We start from the raw sequence: 20,020 nt of genomic DNA, 5'->3' as shown, positions 1-20,020 counted from the left end.
CTGATGGCCGATCTGGCCATCATCGCCCACTGGCCGCCGTCCGACATGGCGGCCATGGAGCTCAGCGAGCTGATGGGCTGGCACCAACGCCTCGTTGAGACTCACAACCGCATCAACGGGGCAGAAGAACAATGAACCCTCTCAAACTGCAAATCCTGCTCGGGGCGGTCGACAAGCTCACCGCCCCCCTCAAAGCAGTCAGCGGCCAAAGCCGCCTCACCGCCAAAGACCTGGTCGACACGAAAAAGCGTATCAAGGAACTGGAAACCCAAAGCGGCCAGATTGACGGCTATCGCACCCTCGGCCAACAGATTGGCGCAACCCGCGCCCAGCTAACAGCTGCCCAGCGTGACGCCCAACAGATGGCTCAGCAGTTCGCTAAGGTCGAACAACCGACCAAAGCCATGACCCGCGCCATGGAGCAAGCCAAGCAGAAGGTGCGCGACCTCTCACAGCAAGAGCGGGAAATGGTCGCCCGTCACGGCAGCCTGAAACGAGCCATGGGTGAGGCAGGCATCAACACCAAACAACTTGGCCAGCACCAACGCCTGCTCAAGACCGACCTTGCTGCAACCAACACCCAACTCGACCAGCAGCGGGCCAAGTTGGGTCAACTGGCTGACCAGCAAAAGCGTCTGAATCAGGTCAAAGCCAACTACCGTCAGACCCAAGAACTACGCGGCCAGATCGCGGGCCACGGGGCCACCGCCATTGCAGCCGGCACCGCTATCGGCATGCCGGTTTACAGCGCCATCAAAGACTATTCCAGCTTTGAAGATGCCATGAAGGGGGTGGCCAAGCAGGTGGATGGCGCCCGAACAGATTCAGGTGAACTGACCTCCATCTACTACGACATGGCCAAAGAGATAAAAACCATTTCAGAGGAGATCCCCCAGCTCAATGGCGCGATCGACATCGCCGCCCTGGTCGAGGGTGCCGCCCGCATGGGGGTGCAAGGTCAGGATAACTTGCTCAAGTTCGCCAGAACGTCAGCCAAGGCGGCCACCGCGTTTGAGCTGCCGGCAGGCCAGCTCGCCGAAGACATGGGCAAGATTGCCAACCTCTACAAGATCCCCATCAGCAACATCGAACAGCTCGGCGATGCCATCAACTTCCTCGACGACAACGCCCAGTCCAAGGGGGCTGACATCATCGACGTGCTGCAACGTTTGGGTGGCGTCGCCGACAAACTCGATTACCGGAAGGCCGCCGCACTGGGATCTGCCTTCCTCAGTCTGGGGGCCGCCCCAGAAACTGCGGCCAGCGCCTCAAACGCTATGGTGCGCGAACTATCCATCGCGACGATGCAGAGCAAGCGCTTCCAGACAGGCATGGCTGCACTAGGCATGAAATCGGCTGATGTAGAAAAAGCCATGGCGACCGATGCCATGGGCACCATCACCAAGGTGCTGGAGAAAATCAAGAAGCTAAAAACAGAAGACCAACTCAGGGTCACCACCCAGATATTCGGCAAGGAATACGGCAAAGATGCAGCCAAGCTATCCAACAACCTGGATGAACTCTATCGCCAGTTGAAGCTAGTTAACGGAGAGAAAGCAAAGGGGTCGATGCAACGTGAGTCTGACATCGACAAAGACTCGCTCTCATCCCAATGGCTGATCTTGCTGGCCGGTATAACAAACGTGAAGGCAGACCTTGGCGAGCTGTTGCGCGGCTCCCTAATGGACATCATCAAGTTCACCAAAGAGATCGTTGCTGGTACCCGTAACTGGGTTGAAGCAAACCCCGAGCTGGCCAATACCTTGGTCAAGATTGCAGCGGTGACATCCGTCATCGCTATTGCACTCGGTGTGCTATCGCTGAGCATCGCGGCCCTGCTTGGTCCAATGGCTATCATGAAGCTCATCTTGGGTGTTCTGGGGGTGACATTTGGCGGCATGCTGGGGGCAATAACCGCAATCCTTGCGCCATTAGCGGCCCTGGCTGCATTGGGTATTGCCATCATCAAGTTCTGGCAACCCATCAGCGCATTTTTCAGCGGGCTATGGCAGGGCATCATGACTGGGCTTGCTCCCGTCTTTGAAGCCTTTAAGCCATTTGCACCACTGCTCGATGGCATAGGCAGTGGAGTAAAGGCGCTATCTGGCTGGTTTGGTGATCTGCTTGAACCGATCAAGTTCTCAAAAGAAACGCTGGAAGGGTTCGGCAGCGCTGGTCAGTTTGTCGGCCGCATCCTGGGCGAAGCCTTCAATCTGGCACTGACCCCGCTCAAAGCATTCCTGAAAGGGATCGAATGGCTGCTCGAATCGCTGGGGATTCTAGAAGCCAAGAAGCTGCCGAGCTTCCAGCTGGAAGCACCAACAGCGTCGACACCGGGTTACCTCAACGGCAACTACGGCCAGCCAGCACTCGCTGGCGGTTACAGCTACGGCCCTCGCATCGTGCAGACCGCAAAGCCTGTTACCGCAAGAGGGGCAGCGTCAACCACCCAGATCAATGCCCCCATCAACATCGTTCAGCAACCAGGGCAATCAGCCACCGATGTGGCGCAAGAAGTGCGCCGCGAACTGGATCGACGTGAACGTCAAGGCGCTGCCAATGGCCGCGCCTCCCTGACCGACCGCAACTAAGGAGCAACCACCATGATGATGACCCTGGGCTGGTTCGTGTTTATGCGCTCGACCGTGGCCCCGCAATCCCAACAAGACGAACGCGCATGGCGCCACCCCGGCAATAACCGGGTCGGTGCCCGCCCCTCATATCAGTACCTTGGGCCAGATGACGAACTCAGCACCCTGAGCGGGGTGCTCTATCCAGAGCTCACAGGCGGGCCAGTCTCCCTCGATATGCTCAATAGCATGGGCGACAGCGGCCAAGCCTTCCCCTTAATCCAGGGCGATGGCGTGATGCGCGGCTCGTTCGTAATAGAGGGGATCAGCACCACCCGCAGCGAGTTCTTCCAAGATGGCAGCGCCAGAAAAATCGAGTTCAGCATTAAGCTCAAGCGGGTCGATGACAACGACAGCTCCCTCGGCAACACCCTGCTCGGCCGCACTGCGGGCAACCTGCTCGGTCGCTTAGGGTTAGGCACGCTGCTGAACACCGTGGGCGGCAAACTCGGGGGGCTGCTCTGATGGGGGCATTCGACCAGTTTGGTACCCGCTTGGCTGAAAACCTTGGTATCACCAGCCAGCTGGATGCCCTGCGTCAACAGCATCCGACCCCCACCTATCAGGTGCGGGTAGATGGCAACGATGTCTCGGGCACCCTGCGCCCGCGCCTGATGCACATGACCATCACCGATAACCGGGGTTTTTCTGCCGACACCATCGAAATCGCCCTCGATGACAGCGACGGCAAACTGGCCATGCCGCGCCGTGGGGCCACCCTGCAAGCCAGCATCGGTTGGCAAGGCGGTGCCCTGGTCGATAAAGGCACCTTCAAAATTGACGAGGTGGAGCATGGCGGGGCCCCCGACGTGCTCACCATCCGGGGCAAATCGGCAGATCTGCGCGGTAGCATGAACAAACTGCGCGAGCACAGCTGGCACTTTGAAACCATCGGCGCCATCGTGGAACAGCTGGCCGCCCGCTATGGCCTGACCCCGAGCGTCGGCGAAGCCTTCAAGGGGATGATGATCGACCACATTGACCAGACCAACGAGAGCGATCTGGCCTTTCTCACCCGCTTGGCGACCGAGCAAGATGCAATTGCCACCGTCAAATCTGGCCGCCTGATGTTCATCAAAGCGGGCAACGGCACCACCGCCAGTGGCAGGCCACTGCCCGCCATCACCATCACCCGCCAGGACGGCGATCAGCACCAGTTCTCGGTGGCCGACCGCGACGCATACACCGGTGTCACCGCCTACTGGCAAGACAACAAGGCCGCCGAGAAGAAGAAAATCGAGGTGAAGCGCAAGCGGAAGACCAAACCGAAAGAGGAACGGCCATTACCACCGGGAGTGGTGATCAACAAGAAGGAGCACGAGCTGCTGGTTGGCGACAGTGAGAACGTCAAGGAACTGCGCCACGTTTACACCAGCCAGAGCAACGCCATGCGGGCAGCCCGGGCTGAGTGGGAAAAGCTGCAGCGCGGCGTGGCCGAGTTTCAGATCACCCTGGCCAAAGGTCGCCCCGAACTCTACCCGGAACAACCCGCCACGGTCAGGGGCTTCAAACCACAAATCGACGAGGCCGACTGGCTACTGACCCAGGTGGTGCACGACCTCACCGATCAGGGATACACCAACCGCCTGCAACTCGAAGTGAAGCTGGAAGAACTGCCGGAGTGACCACATAGAGAAAAAGCGTGGACAGAATGTGGGCATGAGAAAGAGAAATATGAGGTAAAACAGTGGGTTATAGATACAAAAAAGGAGGCCTGAGCCTCCTTTTAACTTTTATAACAGAACCGGATTAAACCAGAGCTGCTTTAGCTTTTTCAACCAGGGCGGTGAAAGCCAGCTTGTCGTGAACAGCGATATCGGACAGGATCTTACGATCGATTTCGATAGACGCTTTCTTCAGACCGTTGATCAGACGGCTGTAAGACAGACCATTCTGACGGGCTGCAGCGTTGATACGCGCAATCCACAGCTGACGGAACTGACGCTTTTTCTGGCGACGGTCACGATAGGCATACTGACCAGCTTTAGTTACCGCTTGTACCGCTACGCGGTAAACACGGGAACGGGCGCCGTAGTAACCTTTGGCGGCTTTCATTACTTTTTTGTGACGAGCTCGAGCAGTCACACCACGTTTAACTCTTGGCATTTTTTACATCCCCCCTTATGCGTACGGCAGACAAGCGACAACACGTTTGTGGTCGGCAGCGGAAACCATGAACTTAGGTCCCAGCTTGCGCTTACGCTTGCTGCTCTTCTTGGTCAGGATGTGACGCAGGTGGTTATGCTTGCACTTAAAGCGACCCGAGCCGGTCTTTTTGAAGCGCTTTGCAGCACCCCGGTTGGTTTTCATCTTCGGCATTTTATACTCCGCATTGTGAGTGACAACAAAATCGCAAGGCGAACCGACTCACGGGCGAACCCGTGAGTCAATTTCTTGTGGGCCTTAAGATTTCTTCTTAGGTGCGAGGACCATCACAGCTTGACGGCCTTCGACTTTCGGGAACGACTCGACTACGGCCAACTCTTCCAGATCGTTCTTGACGCGCTCCAGAACCTTGATACCAAGATCCTGGTGTGCCATTTCACGACCACGGAAGCGCAGGGTGACCTTAGCCTTGTCCCCGTCTTCTAGAAAGCGAACCAGGTTGCGTAGTTTTACCTGATAGTCGCCTTCGTCAGTACCAGGACGGAATTTGATTTCCTTAACCTGGACGACTTTCTGCTTTTTCTTCTGTTCTTTGGTTGTTTTGCTCTTTTCGTAGAGGAATTTACCGTAATCCATGATCCGGCAAACGGGCGGCTCAGCATTTGGACTGATCTCGACCAGATCAACTCCGGCCTCTGCGGCCAAGTTCAGTGCTTCCTGAATGGTGGTGACGCCAATGGCTTCACCATCCAAACCAGTCAGACGAACTTCTTTCAGACGGATCTCTTCATTGATCCGGTGAGCGCGGGCTTGCGGTTGCTTGCCCAGTTTTTTTCCGCCTTTTATAGCTTATTCCTCCACTTTCTTTTGTCCGCGGGTCTGAACTTCCTGGGTCAACAGAGCGATGAACTCTTCAACAGGATAAGTGCCCAGGTCAGCCCCTTTACGAGTCCGTACTGCAATCTTACCGGCTTCAACTTCTTTATCGCCGCAGACCAGCATGAAAGGTACTCGCTTCAAAGTATGCTCGCGGATTTTAAAGCCAATCTTCTCATTTCTCAAGTCCGCTTTTGCGCGAATACCCGCATCATTCAATGATTTGGCTACTTTCACCGCATAATCGGCCTGATTATCCGTGATATTCATGACCACAGCCTGAGTCGGCGCCAACCAGGTTGGAAACAGACCAGCATATTCTTCAGTCAGAATACCGATGAAACGCTCGATAGAACCCAAAATGGCCCGATGGATCATCACAGGTACGTGGCGCTCGTTGTTTTCGCCAACATAAGTGGCGCCCAGACGACCGGGGAGAGCAAAATCGAGCTGTACGGTACCACATTGCCACGCACGATCAAGGCAATCATGCAGGGTAAATTCAATCTTGGGACCGTAGAAGGCCCCCTCGCCCGGCTGCAGATCGTATTTCAGACCATTGAGATCCAGCGCTTCGGCCAGTGCGGCCTCGGCACGATCCCAAGCCTCATCTGAACCGATACGCTGTTCGGGACGGGTGGAGAGCTTGACCACGATGTTCTCGAAGCCAAAGGTACCGTAGACGTCATAGACCATACGAATACAGCCGGAGACCTCTTCCATGATCTGCTCTTCGGTACAGAAGATATGAGCGTCATCCTGAGTGAAGCCGCGCACCCGCATCAGACCGTGCAGCGAACCGGACGGTTCATTGCGGTGGCAAGAGCCAAACTCGGCCATCCGCAGCGGCAGATCGCGGTAGGACTTCAGACCCTGGTTGAAGATCTGGACGTGACCCGGGCAGTTCATCGGCTTGATGGCGTACTCGCGGTTCTCGGACTGGGTGGTGAACATGGCCTGGGCATACTTCTCCCAGTGACCTGAACGCTCCCACAGGACGCGGTCCATCATGAAGGGACCCTTCACTTCCTGATAGTCATACTCTTTAAGCTTGCCGCGGATAAAGGTTTCTAGCTCACGGAAGATGGTCCAGCCATCGTTGTGCCAGAACACCATGCCGGGCGCCTCTTCCTGCATGTGATACAGGTCGAGTTGCTTGCCGATCTTGCGGTGATCACGCTTGGATGCTTCTTCCAATCGTTGCAGATAAGCCTTGAGCTGCTTCTTGTCGGCCCAGGCAGTGCCGTAAATACGCTGCAACATTTTGTTGTTGGAGTCGCCACGCCAGTAGGCGCCAGACATTTTTTGCAACTTGAAGTGGTGGCAGTGACGCATGTTAGGCACGTGCGGGCCACGACACATATCCACGTACTCTTCGTGATGATAGAGACCAGGCTGGTCATCACGGGCAATATTCTGATCCAGGATCTCGACTTTATAAATCTCACCACGGGCATCAAACACATCACGTGCTTCCTGCCAGGAGACTTTTTTCTTGATGACGTCGTAATCCTTGGCTACCAGCGCCAGCATGCGCTCTTCCAGGGCAGCCAGATCTTCATCGGTCAGGGTGCGGTCAAGATCAACGTCGTAGTAAAAACCGTTGTCAATGACAGGACCGATGGCCATCTTGGTCTGGGGCCAGAGTTGCTTGATAGCATGACCCAGCAAGTGGGCACAGGAGTGGCGCAGGATGTCCAGACCTTCTTCGTCTTTGGCGGTGATGATGGCCAGCGCAGCATCGGCTTCGATCAGCTCGCACGCATCCACCAGTTCACCGTTTACCCGACCGGCAATGCACGCCTTGGCGAGACCGGGACCGATGTCCGCGGCCACATCCATCACGGAAACAGAGTGGGCAAATTGACGTTGGCTGCCGTCAGGCAGAGTAATGATTGGCATTATAGGTTTCCTTATACAGTGGTGACCCGTACCAAAGGCCACATGTAGTCGCGATAATTCCTTTAAAATCAAGCTCTTCACTCTAGTGTTTCACCATAAACCAAACGGTTGGTACACAGAGCGGTACACACATCAGTTTGTGCGTCATGCTGTCAGTTTCAGGATCCGGCGTGGATTGTATCAAACATGCGATATCAAACAAATTGTTAAACATCGTACATCTTAAAACCACTCGCTCGGCTTGGCCCCCTGCCCCACCGGATACCATGGGCTGTAGCGATGGAGATCCTGTCACGCGCAGGGTGTGGCCATAAAAAAGTAGGCAATCATCACGTTGAGCGCTGCATACCATCGCCAGCAGGTAAACGGACATCACTGTAGGTTGAAACTATGGATGGTGCGATCCCATGACGCAGCGACCCACGACTGAATAACTGTCCGGGTTGACACAGGATGCTCCCGTGTTACGGAAGGGAAACGAATATCAAGCCGGTTGGCATAGTGATAAAAAAAGGGCCCGTAGGCCCTTTAGCAAAATCAGTGGTCAAGCTCAGCTAAACAGATGGTGACTGATGATAAACAAGCCACCGGAGAGCAGCATCGTCATCGGCAAAGTCAGTACCCAAGCCATCAGGATGGTCTTGATGGTTTGGCTCTGCAGGCCGGATTTGTTGGCAATCATGGTACCAGCCACCGCCGAGGAGAGGATATGGGTGGTGGATACCGGCATGCCGGTCAAACTAGCCACACCGATAGAAGTAGCCGCAGTGATCTGGGCTGCGATGCCCTGGCTGTAGGTCATGCCAGTGGTACCGATCTTCTCGCCCACGGTATGGACGATACGACGCCAGCCCACCATGGTACCGCAACCCAGCGCCAGCGCGATGGAAACGATAACCCAAGTTGGTGCATATTCCGCTGTTGCGGTCAGGTCTTTGCGCCACTTGGCCAAGTCGGTCAGCTCTTTGGCTGGCAGTGGCAACTTGGCAACCTTACGCGCGGTATCATCGATACACAGCAGCAAACGGCGCACTTCACGACGATCGGTAAGATTGAGCTCCTGATAAGTCCGAACGGCACCCAGGCGAGCATCCAGTGTCGCCATTGCCTGTAGCACACCATCCGCAGAGCAGTGGGTCATCAGCTCTTCCTGGGCCGTTGCTGGCGCAGAGAAGTTGATCACCTCCCCCAAAGAGGCCTGGTTACGCTGATAGATCTCCATGATCCGTTGGTTGGCATCCTGGGTCCGGTCCAGATCATAAGAGCGGCTGTTCATGTCCAGCGCGAAATAGGCTGGCGCCATGCAGATCAGCACCAGCATCACCAGACCGATGCCCTTCTGGCCATCGTTGGAGCCGTGCACGAAGCTGACGCCCATGGCCGAGGCCACCAGGGTCAGACGTGCCCAGAACGGCGGGTGTTTCTTGCCATCCACCAGCTGACGCTCTTCCGGCGTTTTGTGGATCTTGTTGCTGGTCCAGATGCGCTTCATCGCCAGCAGTAGCAGCGCCGCGATGATGAAACCGATGGTGGGAGAGATGATGAGGGAAAGCATGATGTCAATCGCTTTGCCCACGTTGATCCCTTCTGTCACCGGTTGATGGGTGATCCAGGCATAGGCACCGCCTACCCCCAGAATGGAACCGATCAATGTATGTGAACTGGAGGCCGGGATCCCGAAGAACCAAGTGCCCAAGTTCCACACGATGGCGGAGAACAGCAAGGAGAATACCATGATCAACCCTTGGGTGGAGTCCATCCCAAGCAGCAGGTCGATGGGCAGCAGATGGACAATGGCATAGGCCACACCCAGACCGCCGAACATGACGCCCAAAAAGTTAAAGATCCCCGATGCGACTACCGCCAGGTGAGCCGGCATCGCCTTGGTATAGATAACCGTTGCTACCGCGTTGGCGGTATCGTGAAAGCCGTTGATAAATTCATAGGCAAGCACAAAAAAAACAGCCAATACCAAACCGATTGACCACCACAAACCCAAACCACTAAACATTTCAAACATAAAAACAAGCCTGTTTATGAGTTGCGGCGGATTATGCCAGATGGCGGCCAACACCATAGCCACCATTGAAATATTTCAGCCATAAAAAAAAAGAGCTTTTTGGAAAAAAATATCCTAGCTCCAGCCCTCATGCGGCTTGCCATTGATTAATTAAAGCCATCAATGATTGCGGGAAAGGGCAAAAATAGCTGACAATTAAGCCAATAATTTCATTTTTATGACACTTTTATGACAGAAAAATGGGAAACAGTGGTGATAAAACGACCCGGCCCCGCCAATCTCATCCGACCAGCTCCACAAATCCCATATCCGTTTGATTCCAGATGTAAAAAGGGAGCACCTTGTGCTCCCTTGAATCGTTGCTGTGTGGCCGGTTATCAGTCCTGATTGATGCGGCTGGCAACCGCGCCCTGCTGACTCTTGTACTTGGCATTTTCCCGCTTGTTATAAGGGCGAGCGGCCGCACCAGAGAGCATTTCGAAGTTCAGGGCACCGATCTTCATCTTGGGGCGCAGCGCCAGCGGCAATCTGCCGCCATTGTAGAACTCCAGCACGATGCGGCCAGACCAGCCCGGATCGATCCGGTGCGCGGTCACATGCACCATCAAACCAAGACGGGCCAATGAAGAGCGACCATCGAGCCAACCGACGATATCGGCAGGCAGGGTAACCGACTCATAGGTTACGGCTAGCGCCAACTGACCCGGATGAAGATAGAAGGCTTCGCCGTCGGGAATGTGGATCTCGTCACTCATCACCCGCTCGATGGCATCGGCCATTTCGCCGCTCGGGCCACTCAGATCGATATAAGGAGCGGTATGATCGCGAAACACCCGAAATTCGTTACCCAGCAGCACATCGACACTGACGCCACTGATCCGCTCAACGCCGGGTCTTGGCTCAATGACGATCTTGCCTTCATCAAGATGACGTTCAATATCGGTATCACACAGACGCATTGGGCGACTCTCCTGACAAAATGTTCATTTAAAAAAGCCGGGCATCACCCGGCTTGTTTCGCTTTAACCAATCAACATGTGGCGAATGCGCGCCTTGAGCATGTCAATAGCGATGCGATTCTTGCCACCACGGGGCACGATCACATCAGCATACTGCTTGGACGGCTCGATAAACTGCAGGAACATCGGACGCACCGTCTTCTGATACTGCTTGAGCACGGAGTCCATGGTACGGCCTCGCTCTTGCACGTCACGCACCAGACGGCGCAGCAGGCAGATGTCGAGGGGGGTATCCATAAAGATGGAGGCGTCCATCAGATCCCGCAAACGACTGTCGGTCAGCAACAGGATCCCTTCCAGAATGATCACCCGGCGCGGTGCAAACGGAGTGACTTCATTCATTCGGGTGTGTTCGGTATAGGAGTATTGAGGAATGGCGACCGCATCACCTTTAACCAGCTGGCTCAAGTGCTGCACCAGCAGATCGTGATCGAGCGCATTGGGGTGGTCGTAGTTGGTTTTGACCCGTTCTTCCATGGTCAGGTGGGTCTGATCACGGTAGTAGCAATCTTCGGTGATCACACCAATCTGACCTGCGCCCAGTTCGGCCACCAGCTCTTCATAAATGGTCTGGGCGATAAGACTTTTGCCTGACGCAGATGCGCCCGCAATACCGATGATCACACACGAATGTTGAGTATCAGACATGACGAATACCTAAAAGAGAAGAGCAGTGGGGATGGTTTAAACCGATCCATTATATAAAAAAGGGTGGGCAATGCCCACCCTCAATTCCCTTTCAAGTGACCGATAGCCGATTATTCATCCAGCGCCATGGCATAGAGGGGGGTCGCAATCGGTTTTGCGCTGAAAAAGAGTTCGGCACCTACTCTGCGAGCCAGCTTCAAATAGGCCTTAGCCAGGCTCCCTTCCGGTGCGCCGAACACGGTCGGGCAGCCATCATCCATGTGTTGGCGGATATCGATGTGCAGCGGCAACTGGCCAAGCAGCGCCACTTGGTACTGCTCTGCCATCTTCTGACCACCACCGGTACCGAACAGCGGCTCATGGTGGCCGCAGGCACTGCAGACGTGGTAACTCATGTTCTCGATGATGCCGAGCACCGGCACATTGACCTTGTTGAACATGGCGATCCCCTTGCGGGCATCGGCCAGTGCCACATCTTGCGGGGTGGTAACAATGACCGCTGCCGAGGTGGGCACCTGCTGGGCCATGGTGAGTTGAATATCACCAGTGCCTGGCGGCATGTCCACCACCAGATAATCCACCTCACCCCAACGGGTTTCGCCGAGGATCTGCGCCAGCGCCTTGCTCGCCATGGGGCCACGCCAGATGGTGGCATCCTGCTCGGAGACCAGATAACCGATGCTGTTGCTCTTGAGGCCGCAGGCCATCACCGGCTCCATCAGCTTGCCGTCACGGCTGCTGGGGCGCTCCTTGACCGTACCCATCATGGTGGGAATGGAAGGGCCATAGATATCGGCATCGAGAATGGCGACCCGCGCCCCCTCTTTTTGCAGCGCCAGTGCCAAATTGACCGCCGTTGTGGATTTGCCCACCCCCCCCTTACCGGAAGCGACCACGATAATGTTGCGAATGCCCTGCACCGCCGCCAGCCCCTGCGCTCTGGGCATACTGGCGACATCAATAGAAAGCTGCCAGTCAATACGGGAAACACCGGTGGCGCTACGCAGCCTGGCATCGAAGTTTTCTTTGAGCTGATCGAGCAGCGACAAAGCGGCAAACGGCAATACCAGCCGGATGGTCAGCCCCTGACCCTGATTGATGATCTCACGAACGAATCCGGCATCGACCAGATCCTTGTGCCAGCCTGCTGGCTTAAATTCGGCGAGGATCTGTTTTACTGAATCAATCACCATTAACTCCTCATTATCTTGTCTTTCTCTTGAGGTGAACGGTTACCGCACATAAATCAGTGGCTTGCCTGCAAGAGCGATGACAGCTGCTAGCAAGGTTGGCACCGCCACAACCCTAGGCAGGCTACCCCCAATTCGGGTAACATGCACGGCACTGTATCATCCCAACAAGCACATCAAGAACGACTATATGGCAACTGATCCTCGTACAATGCTGGTAACCTGCGCCCTTCCCTATGCCAATGGCTCCATCCACCTTGGCCACATGCTGGAACACATCCAGGCCGACATCTGGGTTCGTTATCAGCGAATGCGCGGTCATCAGGTGCACTTCATCTGTGCCGATGATGCCCACGGCACCCCGATCATGCTCAAAGCACAACAGCTGGGGATCACCCCGGAAGAGATGATTGCGGCCGTATCCAAAGAGCACCAGACCGATTTCGCCGGTTTCAATATCAGCTTTGACAACTACCACTCCACCCACAGCGATGAGAACCGCGAGCTGGCGGAGCTGATCTACGGCCGTCTGAAAGCCGGTGGTTTCATCAAAAACCGCACCATAACCCAGCTGTTCGATCCGGAAAAATCCATGTTCCTGCCGGACCGTTTCGTCAAGGGCACCTGCCCCAAGTGCAAGTCCCCGGAGCAATACGGCGACAACTGTGACAGCTGCGGTGCCACCTACAGCCCGACCGAGCTTATCGATCCGAAATCTGCCGTTTCCGGTGCTACCCCGGTGATGAAAGACTCCGAGCACTTCTTCTTCGATCTGCCGCAGTTTGCAGACATGCTCAAGGCCTGGACCAACTCCGGCGCCCTGCAAGAAGAGATGGCCAACAAGCTGGGCGAGTGGTTCGAGACCGGTTTGCAACAGTGGGACATCACCCGTGACGCCCCCTACTTCGGCTTCGAGATCCCGGATGCGCCGGGCAAATACTTCTATGTCTGGCTCGATGCCCCTATCGGTTACATGGGTTCGTTCAAGAATCTGTGCAACAAGCGTGACGATCTGGATTTTGACAGCTACTGGAAAGCGGACTCCAGTGCCGAGCTCTACCACTTCATCGGTAAAGATATCGTCTACTTCCACTCCCTGTTCTGGCCAGCCATGCTGGAAGGCGCGGGTTTCCGCAAGCCGACTAAGGTGTGTGTGCACGGTTATGTCACCGTCAACGGTGCCAAGATGTCCAAATCCAAGGGCACCTTTATCAAGGCATCTACCTACCTGAACCACCTGGATCCGGAGTGCTTGCGTTACTACTACGCAGCCAAGCTTAACAGCCGCATCGACGATCTGGACCTGAACCTCGATGACTTTGTGGCACGGGTCAACGCCGACGTGGTCAACAAGCTGGTCAACCTCGCCTCCCGCAACGCCGGCTTTATCGCCAAGCGTTTCGACGGCAAGCTGGCTGCCACCTGCGCCGAGCCCGAGCTCTACGCCGAATTCGCCAATGCGCGTACCACCATTGCCGAGGCGTACGAGAGCCGTGAATTCAGCCGCGCCATCCGCGAAATCATGGCGCTGGCCGACAAGGCCAACCGCTATGTAGATGACAAGGCACCCTGGGTACTTGCCAAGCAGGAAGGGGCTGATGCACAGCTGCAGGAAGTCTGCTCCGTTGGTATCAACCTGTTCCGGGTGCTGATGGCCTACCTCAAGCCGGTGATGCCGCTGTTGGCCGAACGTGCCGAAGCCTTCCTGGGTGAAACCCTCTCCTGGGATGGCGTGGCCCAGCCACTGACCAACCACCAGCTGGCTCCGTTCAAGGCGCTGTTCTCCCGCATCGAGCCGGCCAAGGTCGAAGCCATGGTGGAAGCCTCCAAGGAAGATCTGGCCAAAGAGCAGGCACCGAAAGTGGCTGGCCCGCTGGCAGACGATCCCATCAGCGAAACCATCGCCTATGACGACTTTGCCAAGATTGACCTGCGGGTGGCGCTGATCGTCAAAGCCGAAGCGGTGCCGGAAGCGGAGAAGCTGCTCAAGCTGCAGCTGGATATCGGTGGCGAGACCCGTCAGGTGTTTGCCGGCATCAAATCCGCCTACAATCCCGAAGATCTGGAAGGCAAGCTGACCGTGATGGTGGCCAACCTGGCACCGCGCAAGATGCGCTTTGGCATGTCCGAAGGGATGGTGCTGGCCGCAGGCCCGGGCGGCAAGGATCTCTGGATCCTGGAACCGCAGGAAGGCGCCCAACCGGGGATGCGCGTTAAGTAACGCCACCGGCGACGCTCACCGCGATAAACCAAAGAGAGGCCCGTTGGCCTCTCTTTGCATAGTCCCCTAGCCACAAACCACACTCCCGCCCTCTGCAAGCCTACCGACACCTCATCTCGCCAGCTCAGTTGGTGTGAAAGCCCTGGCCAGTGGGTGGCAGCGCCGCTTGATACTCCATACGGGTCACTCTGGCGGTGCGCGGGCCGTGCTCCAACCAGCCCAGCATCATCTGTATCCCTTGCGCGGGGCCGCTGATGAGGATCTCCACCGAGCCATCCTCCAGGTTGTAGGCGTGCCCCCGCAAACCCAGTTGCAGTGCCCGCTCACGAGTGAAATAGCGAAATCCCACCCCCTGCACCTGCCCCCACACCCGAATGACAAACGATTGCTCTCCCATTTCTCGCACCTTCTACTGAAGAAAAAATTCCCACGACGATAGTGAGCGCGGCACGCCCTGTTCTGCAGGATGCAGCTCCATTATGAAAGAAGTTAAATTCCGGTGGGTTGACCGCTATCTCATTCACCTCACCATCAGTGAAAAATGCCATGTCGCGCTCTGGTTACCCCTCTTTATCATCACCGTTCTCCGCGGGGACATGCGGACCGCCAGCGCCTAAGTGGCCGGTACTCAGAGAGATTAAACGCTGACCTGTGAAGCCAATAGAATCCAGCACAAAGAGATGAGGCACCCAATGGGTGGCCTCATCTTTATTGATCGTGACAATGGATGGCGACCAATCGCTATACCGGCTGGCAGCCCCGCTCAGGATTGCAGCAAACTCAGGGCCGCATTGGGGCGACTGTTTGCCTGACTCAAAATAGATGAACTCGCTTGCTGCAATATTTGGGTACTGACCAGGCGGGCCGATTCGACAGCCATATCGGCATCCCGGATCCGCGAACGGGCAGCACTGAGGTTCTCATTGGCATTGGCCAAATTACGTACGATCCCATCCAGCGCATTAGCCTGAGCACCAAGTTGCGAACGCTGAACCCCCAGCTGTTTCATGCCCGTATCCAGTGTTTTGATCGCTCTGTTGGCGTTGTCATCACTCAGAACATCAATGTTATCAACGGTATATTTCTTCTTGTCTGATTGATAAAAACCCAGTGCATTCAAGCTCGCTCCCTGCATATCAATATTGGAGTACATGTCACCGGATGAGCGCAGTTCCATCTGACCGATATACGTCGTGGGGGTAACATCGGGCAGCAGAGCGCTCAGAGAAGAATTGCTGATCACCGGAGGCGCCGGTGGTGCGGGCGGCGGAGGGGGCGTTGTGCCATTGGCCAGCGCAAGGCTGTTGCCCTGAACGCTATGCATGGTCAATGCATTGCTGGCGGGATTGCTGTTGTTGGAGGCACTCACATAAAAACCCAGACCTGCCGATTGCGCAGTATTGTTGATACGCCGAACCACCTCCTTCATCAAATCGCTGTTTTCGGGCGTAGGATTGACCGGATCCCATCCGGTCATATCAATGCCTGTGGTCAAATCCACAGAGTGGCCCGCCACATCGATATAGGAGGGTAATGCGGATAAATCCACGGCAGAGGCGACTGAAAATGGCAGTTGTTGTGCTTGTACCGGCCCCTGATTATTGGGAAAGGTGGTGCCATTAATATCTGCCACGAACGCTTCCAAGGTTGAATAATCCTTGTCAAAGGTGACGCCATTAAGGGTGATTGGCTGAGATGAAAGCTTGAGATCAGCAATATCATACGCCCCTGGCTTGCTGCCTGCGGGACTGCGCGCTCGCCACTCCATCTCCCCCAGATTTTTGGTCTGGGCATTGAGATCGGTAACGACGGTATTCTGTCCTGCATAGGCACCGACTGAGAAGATGCCTTTATAACTTCCCGTCAGCAGATCCTGTCCGGCAAACCGGGTGTCTGTGGCAATCCGGTCAATCTCCAACTGCAGTTGCTTGAATTCAGCATTCAGGGCCACGCGATCCTCTGCCGTGTTGGCACCGCTTCCCGCCTGCAGTGCCAACGTGCGCATCCGCTGCATCAGGTTCACCGACTCATCGAGCGCACCATCCGCCACGTTGATCACCGAGATCCCATCGTTGGCATTGCGGATAGCCGTATTGGTCCCGTTCACTTCACTGGCGAGACGATTGCTGATCTGCAAGCCGGCCGCATCATCGGCGGCACTGTTGATGCGCAAGCCGGATGAGAGTCGTCGATATACCGAGTCCAGCGTGTTGGATGATTGACCCAGATGGCGAGAAGCGTTGAGAGCAGAAATATTGGTAGCGATGGAGAGGGACATGGACAGCTCGATACAGGAAAGATTCAAAATGGTCTTCCCCACTATCGACATCATCAAATGACTCTTTAGAGAAAATTCCCCACAAAAAAGATAAAAACGCTAACTTGATTATATTTTGCGCATACAAAAACACGCATTGAACAAAAAATAAGCACAACCAACCAAAGCATATAAAATAAGCAGCGTGAAACGCCAACATCAAGATTCTGCAAATCCTGCAGATAGAACACCCGGTCGTTGTCCCGGCGTACAGTGCGTCACTCCGCCATATACCAGCAAAGGCTGGCTTAGCCGCCCTATTGCACATAGAATGTGGCCCCTTTTCTTTCTACCATCGGCAAACATCCATGAGCGTATTCATCTATCTCGTCAAAGGTCGCGAAAAATCCCTGCTGCGCCGTCACCCCTGGATCTTCTCCAAGGGGATTGAGCGGGTGGAAGGTAATCCTGTTGACGGCGATACCGTCGAGATTTACGCCAACGATGGCAAGTGGCTTGCCCGTGGTGCCTGGTCAAGCAGCTCCCAGATCCGTGCCCGGGTCTGGACCTTCGACAAGAATGAGACCGTTGATCTCGACTTCTTTATTCGTCGCCTCAAATATGCGCAGGAGTCTCGCGATCCGCTGATCAAGCGTCAGGGGCTCACCGGCTATCGCCTGTGCGCCGCTGAGTCCGATGGCCTGCCGGGTCTGACCATCGACCGTTATGCCGATTTTCTGGTGTGCCAGATCCTCTCCGCCGGTGCCGAGTTCCAGCGCGAGCTGATCACCCAGGCGCTGCGTACCCTCTACCCCGAGTGCAACATCTATGAGCGTTCCGACGTAGCAGTACGTAAAAAAGAGGGGCTGAAAGAGCGTACCGGTGTCATCTATGGCGAAGCCCCGACCGAACCGGTGGTGATCGAAGAGAACGACGGCGTGAAGATCCTGGTGGATATTCGCAACGGCCACAAAACCGGCTTCTATCTGGATCAGCGCGACAACCGTCAGGCTGTCTCCAAGTACACCGAAGGCAAACGTGTCCTTAACTGCTTCAGCTACACCGGTGGTTTTGGCATTTATGCCCTCAAGGGTGGTGCCAAAGAGGTGGTCAACGTCGATCTCTCCCAGAATGCACTGGATATCGCTCGCCAGAACGCCGAGCTGAACGGGCTCGATATCAGCAACACCCAGTTTGTCCGTCACGATGTGTTCAAGCTGCTGCGTGAATACCGCGAGAAGGGCGAGAAGTTCGATGTCATCGTGCTGGATCCGCCCAAGTTTGCCGAGAGCAAGGCCCAGCTGCTGGGTGCCTGCCGTGGTTATAAGGACATCAACATGCTGGCGTTCCAGCTGCTGGCGCCGGGTGGCGTGCTGCTGACCTACTCCTGCTCCGGCCTGATGGAGCAGAGCCTGTTCCAGAAGATCGTTGCCGATGCGGCGCTCGATGCCGGTCGCGATGCCCAGATCCTGGAGCTACTCTCCCAGGCGTCCGATCACCCCATCGGTACCGCCTATCCAGAAGGCTTCTACCTCAAGGGTCTGGTGGTACGCGCCCGCTGATCGGCAACCACCCTCCCCTTGTGATCAATCAGGCCCCTTGCGGGCCTGATTTTTTTGGCGTAATGACGTATAGGCCTGAGCCTGACTCTCACCCCCATCCCTATTACCCCTCTCTGCACTCTTCTCTTTCCGCTTTCCCTGTCCTCCTCTTTCCTTGTCGCCCCCTTTCCCTGCCGGTTCTCCACTTTTTCTCTGTTTAAATTTCTTTGCACAATAACTGCACATTTATGATTTAAATCACATCCGTATGACTCTCTTTTTTGTAGTGTGATCCCGCCTGCGGCAGCCAAGCCGGGGTAGCCGTCCGTCAGGATTGATGGGCGGCACAACAACAAAAATCGATGTCAGGCCAAGCTGAACATCACAAGGGATCCCTTTATGAATCAATCATTGCCGCTGTTAACGCCGCTGCGGGGTATCGCTGCCCTGATGGTGGTGCTGTTCCATGCCCGATTATTGCTCTTTCCCCAGTGGATGGAGTCGATCGCAGGCCACACCCAACTCATCGAGAACGGCTACCTCTGGGTCGATCTGTTCTTTATTTTGAGCGGCGTGGTGCTGGCCCATGTCTACGGAGAGGCCTTCAGCCACAGGCCCCGCACCATCGGCTATGGCCGCTTCCTCTGGCTGAGGCTGACCCGCGTCTACCCCCTCTACCTGGTGACCCTGCTGCTGCTGGTCGGCTGGGAGCTTTACAAGGCGCAGCACGGGGTGGGCTTCTATGCTGGCCCGCTGTTCAAGATGTGGGAGTGGGAAGGGATGCCCCCCTTCGGCTCACCCTTCACCCCGGCTGACGCGCTGCCCAGCGCCTTCCTGCTGCTCCAGGTGGTGACCGATCACGGGCTGACCTGGAACTTCGCCGCCTGGTCCCTGAGCGTTGAGTGGATAAGCTACCTGCTGTTCCCACTGCTGATCCCGCTAGCGGTGACCCGCAGCCGCTGGAGCCATCTCGCGCCGCTGTTGGCGCTGACGGTACTGGCCTTTATCGTGCACAGTCGCGGCACCCTGGATGTCACCAGCGGGGCACTGGCTGTGGGGCGCGGGGTGAGTGAATTTGTACTCGGCCTCTGGCTGCTGCCGAGGGTCAAAGCCGCGCAACCCTTGCCCATGATGCAGCGGGATCTGCCGCTGCTGATCGCCTTTGTGCTGCCCTTCGTGCTGATGCAGTTCACCATGACGCCGCAGCTGACCCTGCTGCTGATCGGCTCCTACGTGCTGCTGATCTGGATTGCTGCCGCCCAGCGGGAGCGCCAGAGTCCGCTGCTGAGCCTCTTGGATAACCGCTTCACCAACTGGCTGGGGGATCTCTCCTACTCCATCTATCTACTCCATGCGCTGGTACTGCTCACCGGATGCGAACTGATCCACTATCTGGCGCCCGGGCTCACCGAATGGTGGTATGCCCAGACCAACCCGCTGTTGGGAGTGGTGGCGACCCTGCTGATGCTGGCAGTGCTGATCGGGCTCTCTTCTTTAAGTTACAACCTGCTGGAGCGCCCCCTGCAACGGCGCCTGCGCCGCTGGGGCAAGTCACGGCAACCGGCGCTGGAGCAAGCCGGATAAGTTAACCCCGCCCTGTCTGGATGAGT

The 20,020-nt window shown here is 56.0% G+C and carries 16 protein-coding genes and 1 pseudogene; 7 read left to right on the top strand and 10 right to left on the bottom strand.

What is annotated here, in order from left to right; all coding sequences use genetic code 11:
• Positions 1–3: 3 nt before the first annotated feature.
• The 4 genes from BN1135_RS21775 to BN1135_RS17405 are packed head-to-tail and all read left to right on the top strand — an operon-like array spanning position 4 to position 4,255.
• The gene (locus BN1135_RS21775; RefSeq protein ID WP_042023236.1) at positions 4–135 is read left to right on the top strand and encodes a GpE family phage tail protein; all 132 of its coding nucleotides are present in this window, start codon (positions 4–6) and stop codon (positions 133–135) included.
• The gene (locus BN1135_RS17415) at positions 132–2,591 is read left to right on the top strand and encodes a phage tail tape measure protein (RefSeq protein ID WP_042023235.1); all 2,460 of its coding nucleotides are present in this window, start codon (positions 132–134) and stop codon (positions 2,589–2,591) included. The genes BN1135_RS21775 and BN1135_RS17415 overlap by 4 nt, the downstream gene beginning before the upstream one ends.
• Positions 2,592–2,603: 12 nt before the next feature.
• Positions 2,604–3,095 carry a phage tail protein gene (locus BN1135_RS17410; RefSeq protein ID WP_042023233.1) on the top strand — a complete coding sequence of 164 codons (492 nt, stop codon included), beginning with the start codon at positions 2,604–2,606 and terminating at the stop codon, positions 3,093–3,095.
• Positions 3,095–4,255, top strand: coding sequence for a phage late control D family protein (locus tag BN1135_RS17405; RefSeq protein WP_042023230.1), 1,161 nt, complete (start codon positions 3,095–3,097; stop codon positions 4,253–4,255). Before BN1135_RS17410 ends, BN1135_RS17405 begins: the two co-directional genes overlap by 1 nt.
• 124 nt (positions 4,256–4,379) lie before the next feature.
• Here BN1135_RS17405 and rplT read toward each other — a convergent pair whose 3' ends face one another.
• The 8 genes and pseudogenes from rplT to apbC all read right to left on the bottom strand — a co-directional run.
• Positions 4,380–4,736, bottom strand: a complete 357-nt coding sequence (rplT, locus tag BN1135_RS17400) for a 50S ribosomal protein L20 (RefSeq protein WP_005300683.1) — start codon at positions 4,734–4,736, stop codon at positions 4,380–4,382.
• A gap of 15 nt (positions 4,737–4,751) precedes the next feature.
• Positions 4,752–4,949 (bottom strand): 50S ribosomal protein L35, encoded by a 198-nt coding sequence (gene rpmI / locus BN1135_RS17395; protein WP_005315535.1) that lies wholly within the window; start codon positions 4,947–4,949, stop codon positions 4,752–4,754.
• A gap of 84 nt (positions 4,950–5,033) precedes the next feature.
• On the bottom strand, positions 5,034–5,564 hold the full coding sequence (infC, locus tag BN1135_RS17390; protein ID WP_244830660.1) for a translation initiation factor IF-3: 531 nt from the start codon (positions 5,562–5,564) through the stop codon (positions 5,034–5,036).
• Positions 5,565–5,585: 21 nt separating this feature from the next.
• Positions 5,586–7,514 carry a threonine--tRNA ligase gene (thrS, locus tag BN1135_RS17385; RefSeq protein WP_042023223.1) on the bottom strand — a complete coding sequence of 643 codons (1,929 nt, stop codon included), beginning with the start codon at positions 7,512–7,514 and terminating at the stop codon, positions 5,586–5,588.
• Positions 7,515–8,064: 550 nt separating this feature from the next.
• Positions 8,065–9,534, bottom strand: a complete 1,470-nt coding sequence (locus BN1135_RS17380) for an inorganic phosphate transporter (protein ID WP_042023222.1) — start codon at positions 9,532–9,534, stop codon at positions 8,065–8,067.
• Between the two features lie 377 nt (positions 9,535–9,911).
• Positions 9,912–10,493 (bottom strand): dCTP deaminase, encoded by a 582-nt coding sequence (dcd, locus tag BN1135_RS17375; RefSeq protein WP_042023221.1) that lies wholly within the window; start codon positions 10,491–10,493, stop codon positions 9,912–9,914.
• 63 nt (positions 10,494–10,556) lie between these two features.
• Positions 10,557–11,201 carry a uridine kinase gene (gene udk, locus BN1135_RS17370; RefSeq protein ID WP_005352133.1) on the bottom strand — a complete coding sequence of 215 codons (645 nt, stop codon included), beginning with the start codon at positions 11,199–11,201 and terminating at the stop codon, positions 10,557–10,559.
• Positions 11,202–11,311: 110 nt separating this feature from the next.
• Positions 11,312–12,400: pseudogene (gene apbC, locus BN1135_RS17365) on the bottom strand (iron-sulfur cluster carrier protein ApbC); the annotation flags it as partial.
• Between the two features lie 181 nt (positions 12,401–12,581).
• On the opposite strand from apbC, the gene metG reads away from it, so the two are divergent.
• On the top strand, positions 12,582–14,612 hold the full coding sequence (gene metG, locus BN1135_RS17360; protein ID WP_042023216.1) for a methionine--tRNA ligase: 2,031 nt from the start codon (positions 12,582–12,584) through the stop codon (positions 14,610–14,612).
• A gap of 124 nt (positions 14,613–14,736) precedes the next feature.
• On the opposite strand, the gene BN1135_RS17355 is transcribed toward metG, so the two are convergent.
• Together BN1135_RS17355 and BN1135_RS17350 are read right to left on the bottom strand one after the other, a co-directional pair.
• The gene (locus BN1135_RS17355; protein WP_042023214.1) at positions 14,737–15,009 is read right to left on the bottom strand and encodes an acylphosphatase; all 273 of its coding nucleotides are present in this window, start codon (positions 15,007–15,009) and stop codon (positions 14,737–14,739) included.
• 366 nt (positions 15,010–15,375) lie between these two features.
• Positions 15,376–16,944 (bottom strand): flagellin N-terminal helical domain-containing protein, encoded by a 1,569-nt coding sequence (locus BN1135_RS17350; protein ID WP_042023212.1) that lies wholly within the window; start codon positions 16,942–16,944, stop codon positions 15,376–15,378.
• A gap of 293 nt (positions 16,945–17,237) precedes the next feature.
• Here BN1135_RS17350 and BN1135_RS17345 point away from each other — a divergent pair, with 293 nt between their 5' ends.
• Together BN1135_RS17345 and BN1135_RS17340 are read left to right on the top strand one after the other, a co-directional pair.
• Complete coding sequence (locus BN1135_RS17345; RefSeq protein WP_042023211.1) at positions 17,238–18,431, top strand: class I SAM-dependent methyltransferase; 1,194 nt, start codon at positions 17,238–17,240, stop codon at positions 18,429–18,431.
• A gap of 378 nt (positions 18,432–18,809) precedes the next feature.
• Positions 18,810–19,994: an acyltransferase family protein gene (locus BN1135_RS17340; RefSeq protein ID WP_042023209.1), complete on the top strand. Its 1,185-nt coding sequence runs from the start codon at positions 18,810–18,812 to the stop codon at positions 19,992–19,994.
• Positions 19,995–20,020 lie beyond the last annotated feature (26 nt).

The sequence above is a fragment of the Aeromonas sobria genome (genome assembly GCF_000820145.1).
Taxonomy (GTDB): domain Bacteria; phylum Pseudomonadota; class Gammaproteobacteria; order Enterobacterales; family Aeromonadaceae; genus Aeromonas; species Aeromonas sobria.
This window is presented reverse-complemented; position numbering and strand designations above follow the sequence as displayed.

Coding starts and splice junctions, on each gene's coding strand:
- BN1135_RS21775 (WP_042023236.1), top strand. CDS start 4: ATGGCCGATCTGGCCATCATCGCCCACTGGCCGCCGTCCGACATGGCG.
- BN1135_RS17350 (WP_042023212.1), bottom strand. CDS start 16,944: ATGATGTCGATAGTGGGGAAGACCATTTTGAATCTTTCCTGTATCGAG.
- rpmI (WP_005315535.1), bottom strand. CDS start 4,949: ATGCCGAAGATGAAAACCAACCGGGGTGCTGCAAAGCGCTTCAAAAAG.
- rplT (WP_005300683.1), bottom strand. CDS start 4,736: ATGCCAAGAGTTAAACGTGGTGTGACTGCTCGAGCTCGTCACAAAAAA.
- BN1135_RS17410 (WP_042023233.1), top strand. CDS start 2,604: ATGATGATGACCCTGGGCTGGTTCGTGTTTATGCGCTCGACCGTGGCC.
- dcd (WP_042023221.1), bottom strand. CDS start 10,493: ATGCGTCTGTGTGATACCGATATTGAACGTCATCTTGATGAAGGCAAG.
- udk (WP_005352133.1), bottom strand. CDS start 11,201: ATGTCTGATACTCAACATTCGTGTGTGATCATCGGTATTGCGGGCGCA.
- metG (WP_042023216.1), top strand. CDS start 12,582: ATGGCAACTGATCCTCGTACAATGCTGGTAACCTGCGCCCTTCCCTAT.
- thrS (WP_042023223.1), bottom strand. CDS start 7,514: ATGCCAATCATTACTCTGCCTGACGGCAGCCAACGTCAATTTGCCCAC.
- BN1135_RS17340 (WP_042023209.1), top strand. CDS start 18,810: ATGAATCAATCATTGCCGCTGTTAACGCCGCTGCGGGGTATCGCTGCC.
- BN1135_RS17380 (WP_042023222.1), bottom strand. CDS start 9,534: ATGTTTGAAATGTTTAGTGGTTTGGGTTTGTGGTGGTCAATCGGTTTG.
- BN1135_RS17355 (WP_042023214.1), bottom strand. CDS start 15,009: ATGGGAGAGCAATCGTTTGTCATTCGGGTGTGGGGGCAGGTGCAGGGG.
- BN1135_RS17415 (WP_042023235.1), top strand. CDS start 132: ATGAACCCTCTCAAACTGCAAATCCTGCTCGGGGCGGTCGACAAGCTC.
- BN1135_RS17345 (WP_042023211.1), top strand. CDS start 17,238: ATGAGCGTATTCATCTATCTCGTCAAAGGTCGCGAAAAATCCCTGCTG.
- BN1135_RS17405 (WP_042023230.1), top strand. CDS start 3,095: ATGGGGGCATTCGACCAGTTTGGTACCCGCTTGGCTGAAAACCTTGGT.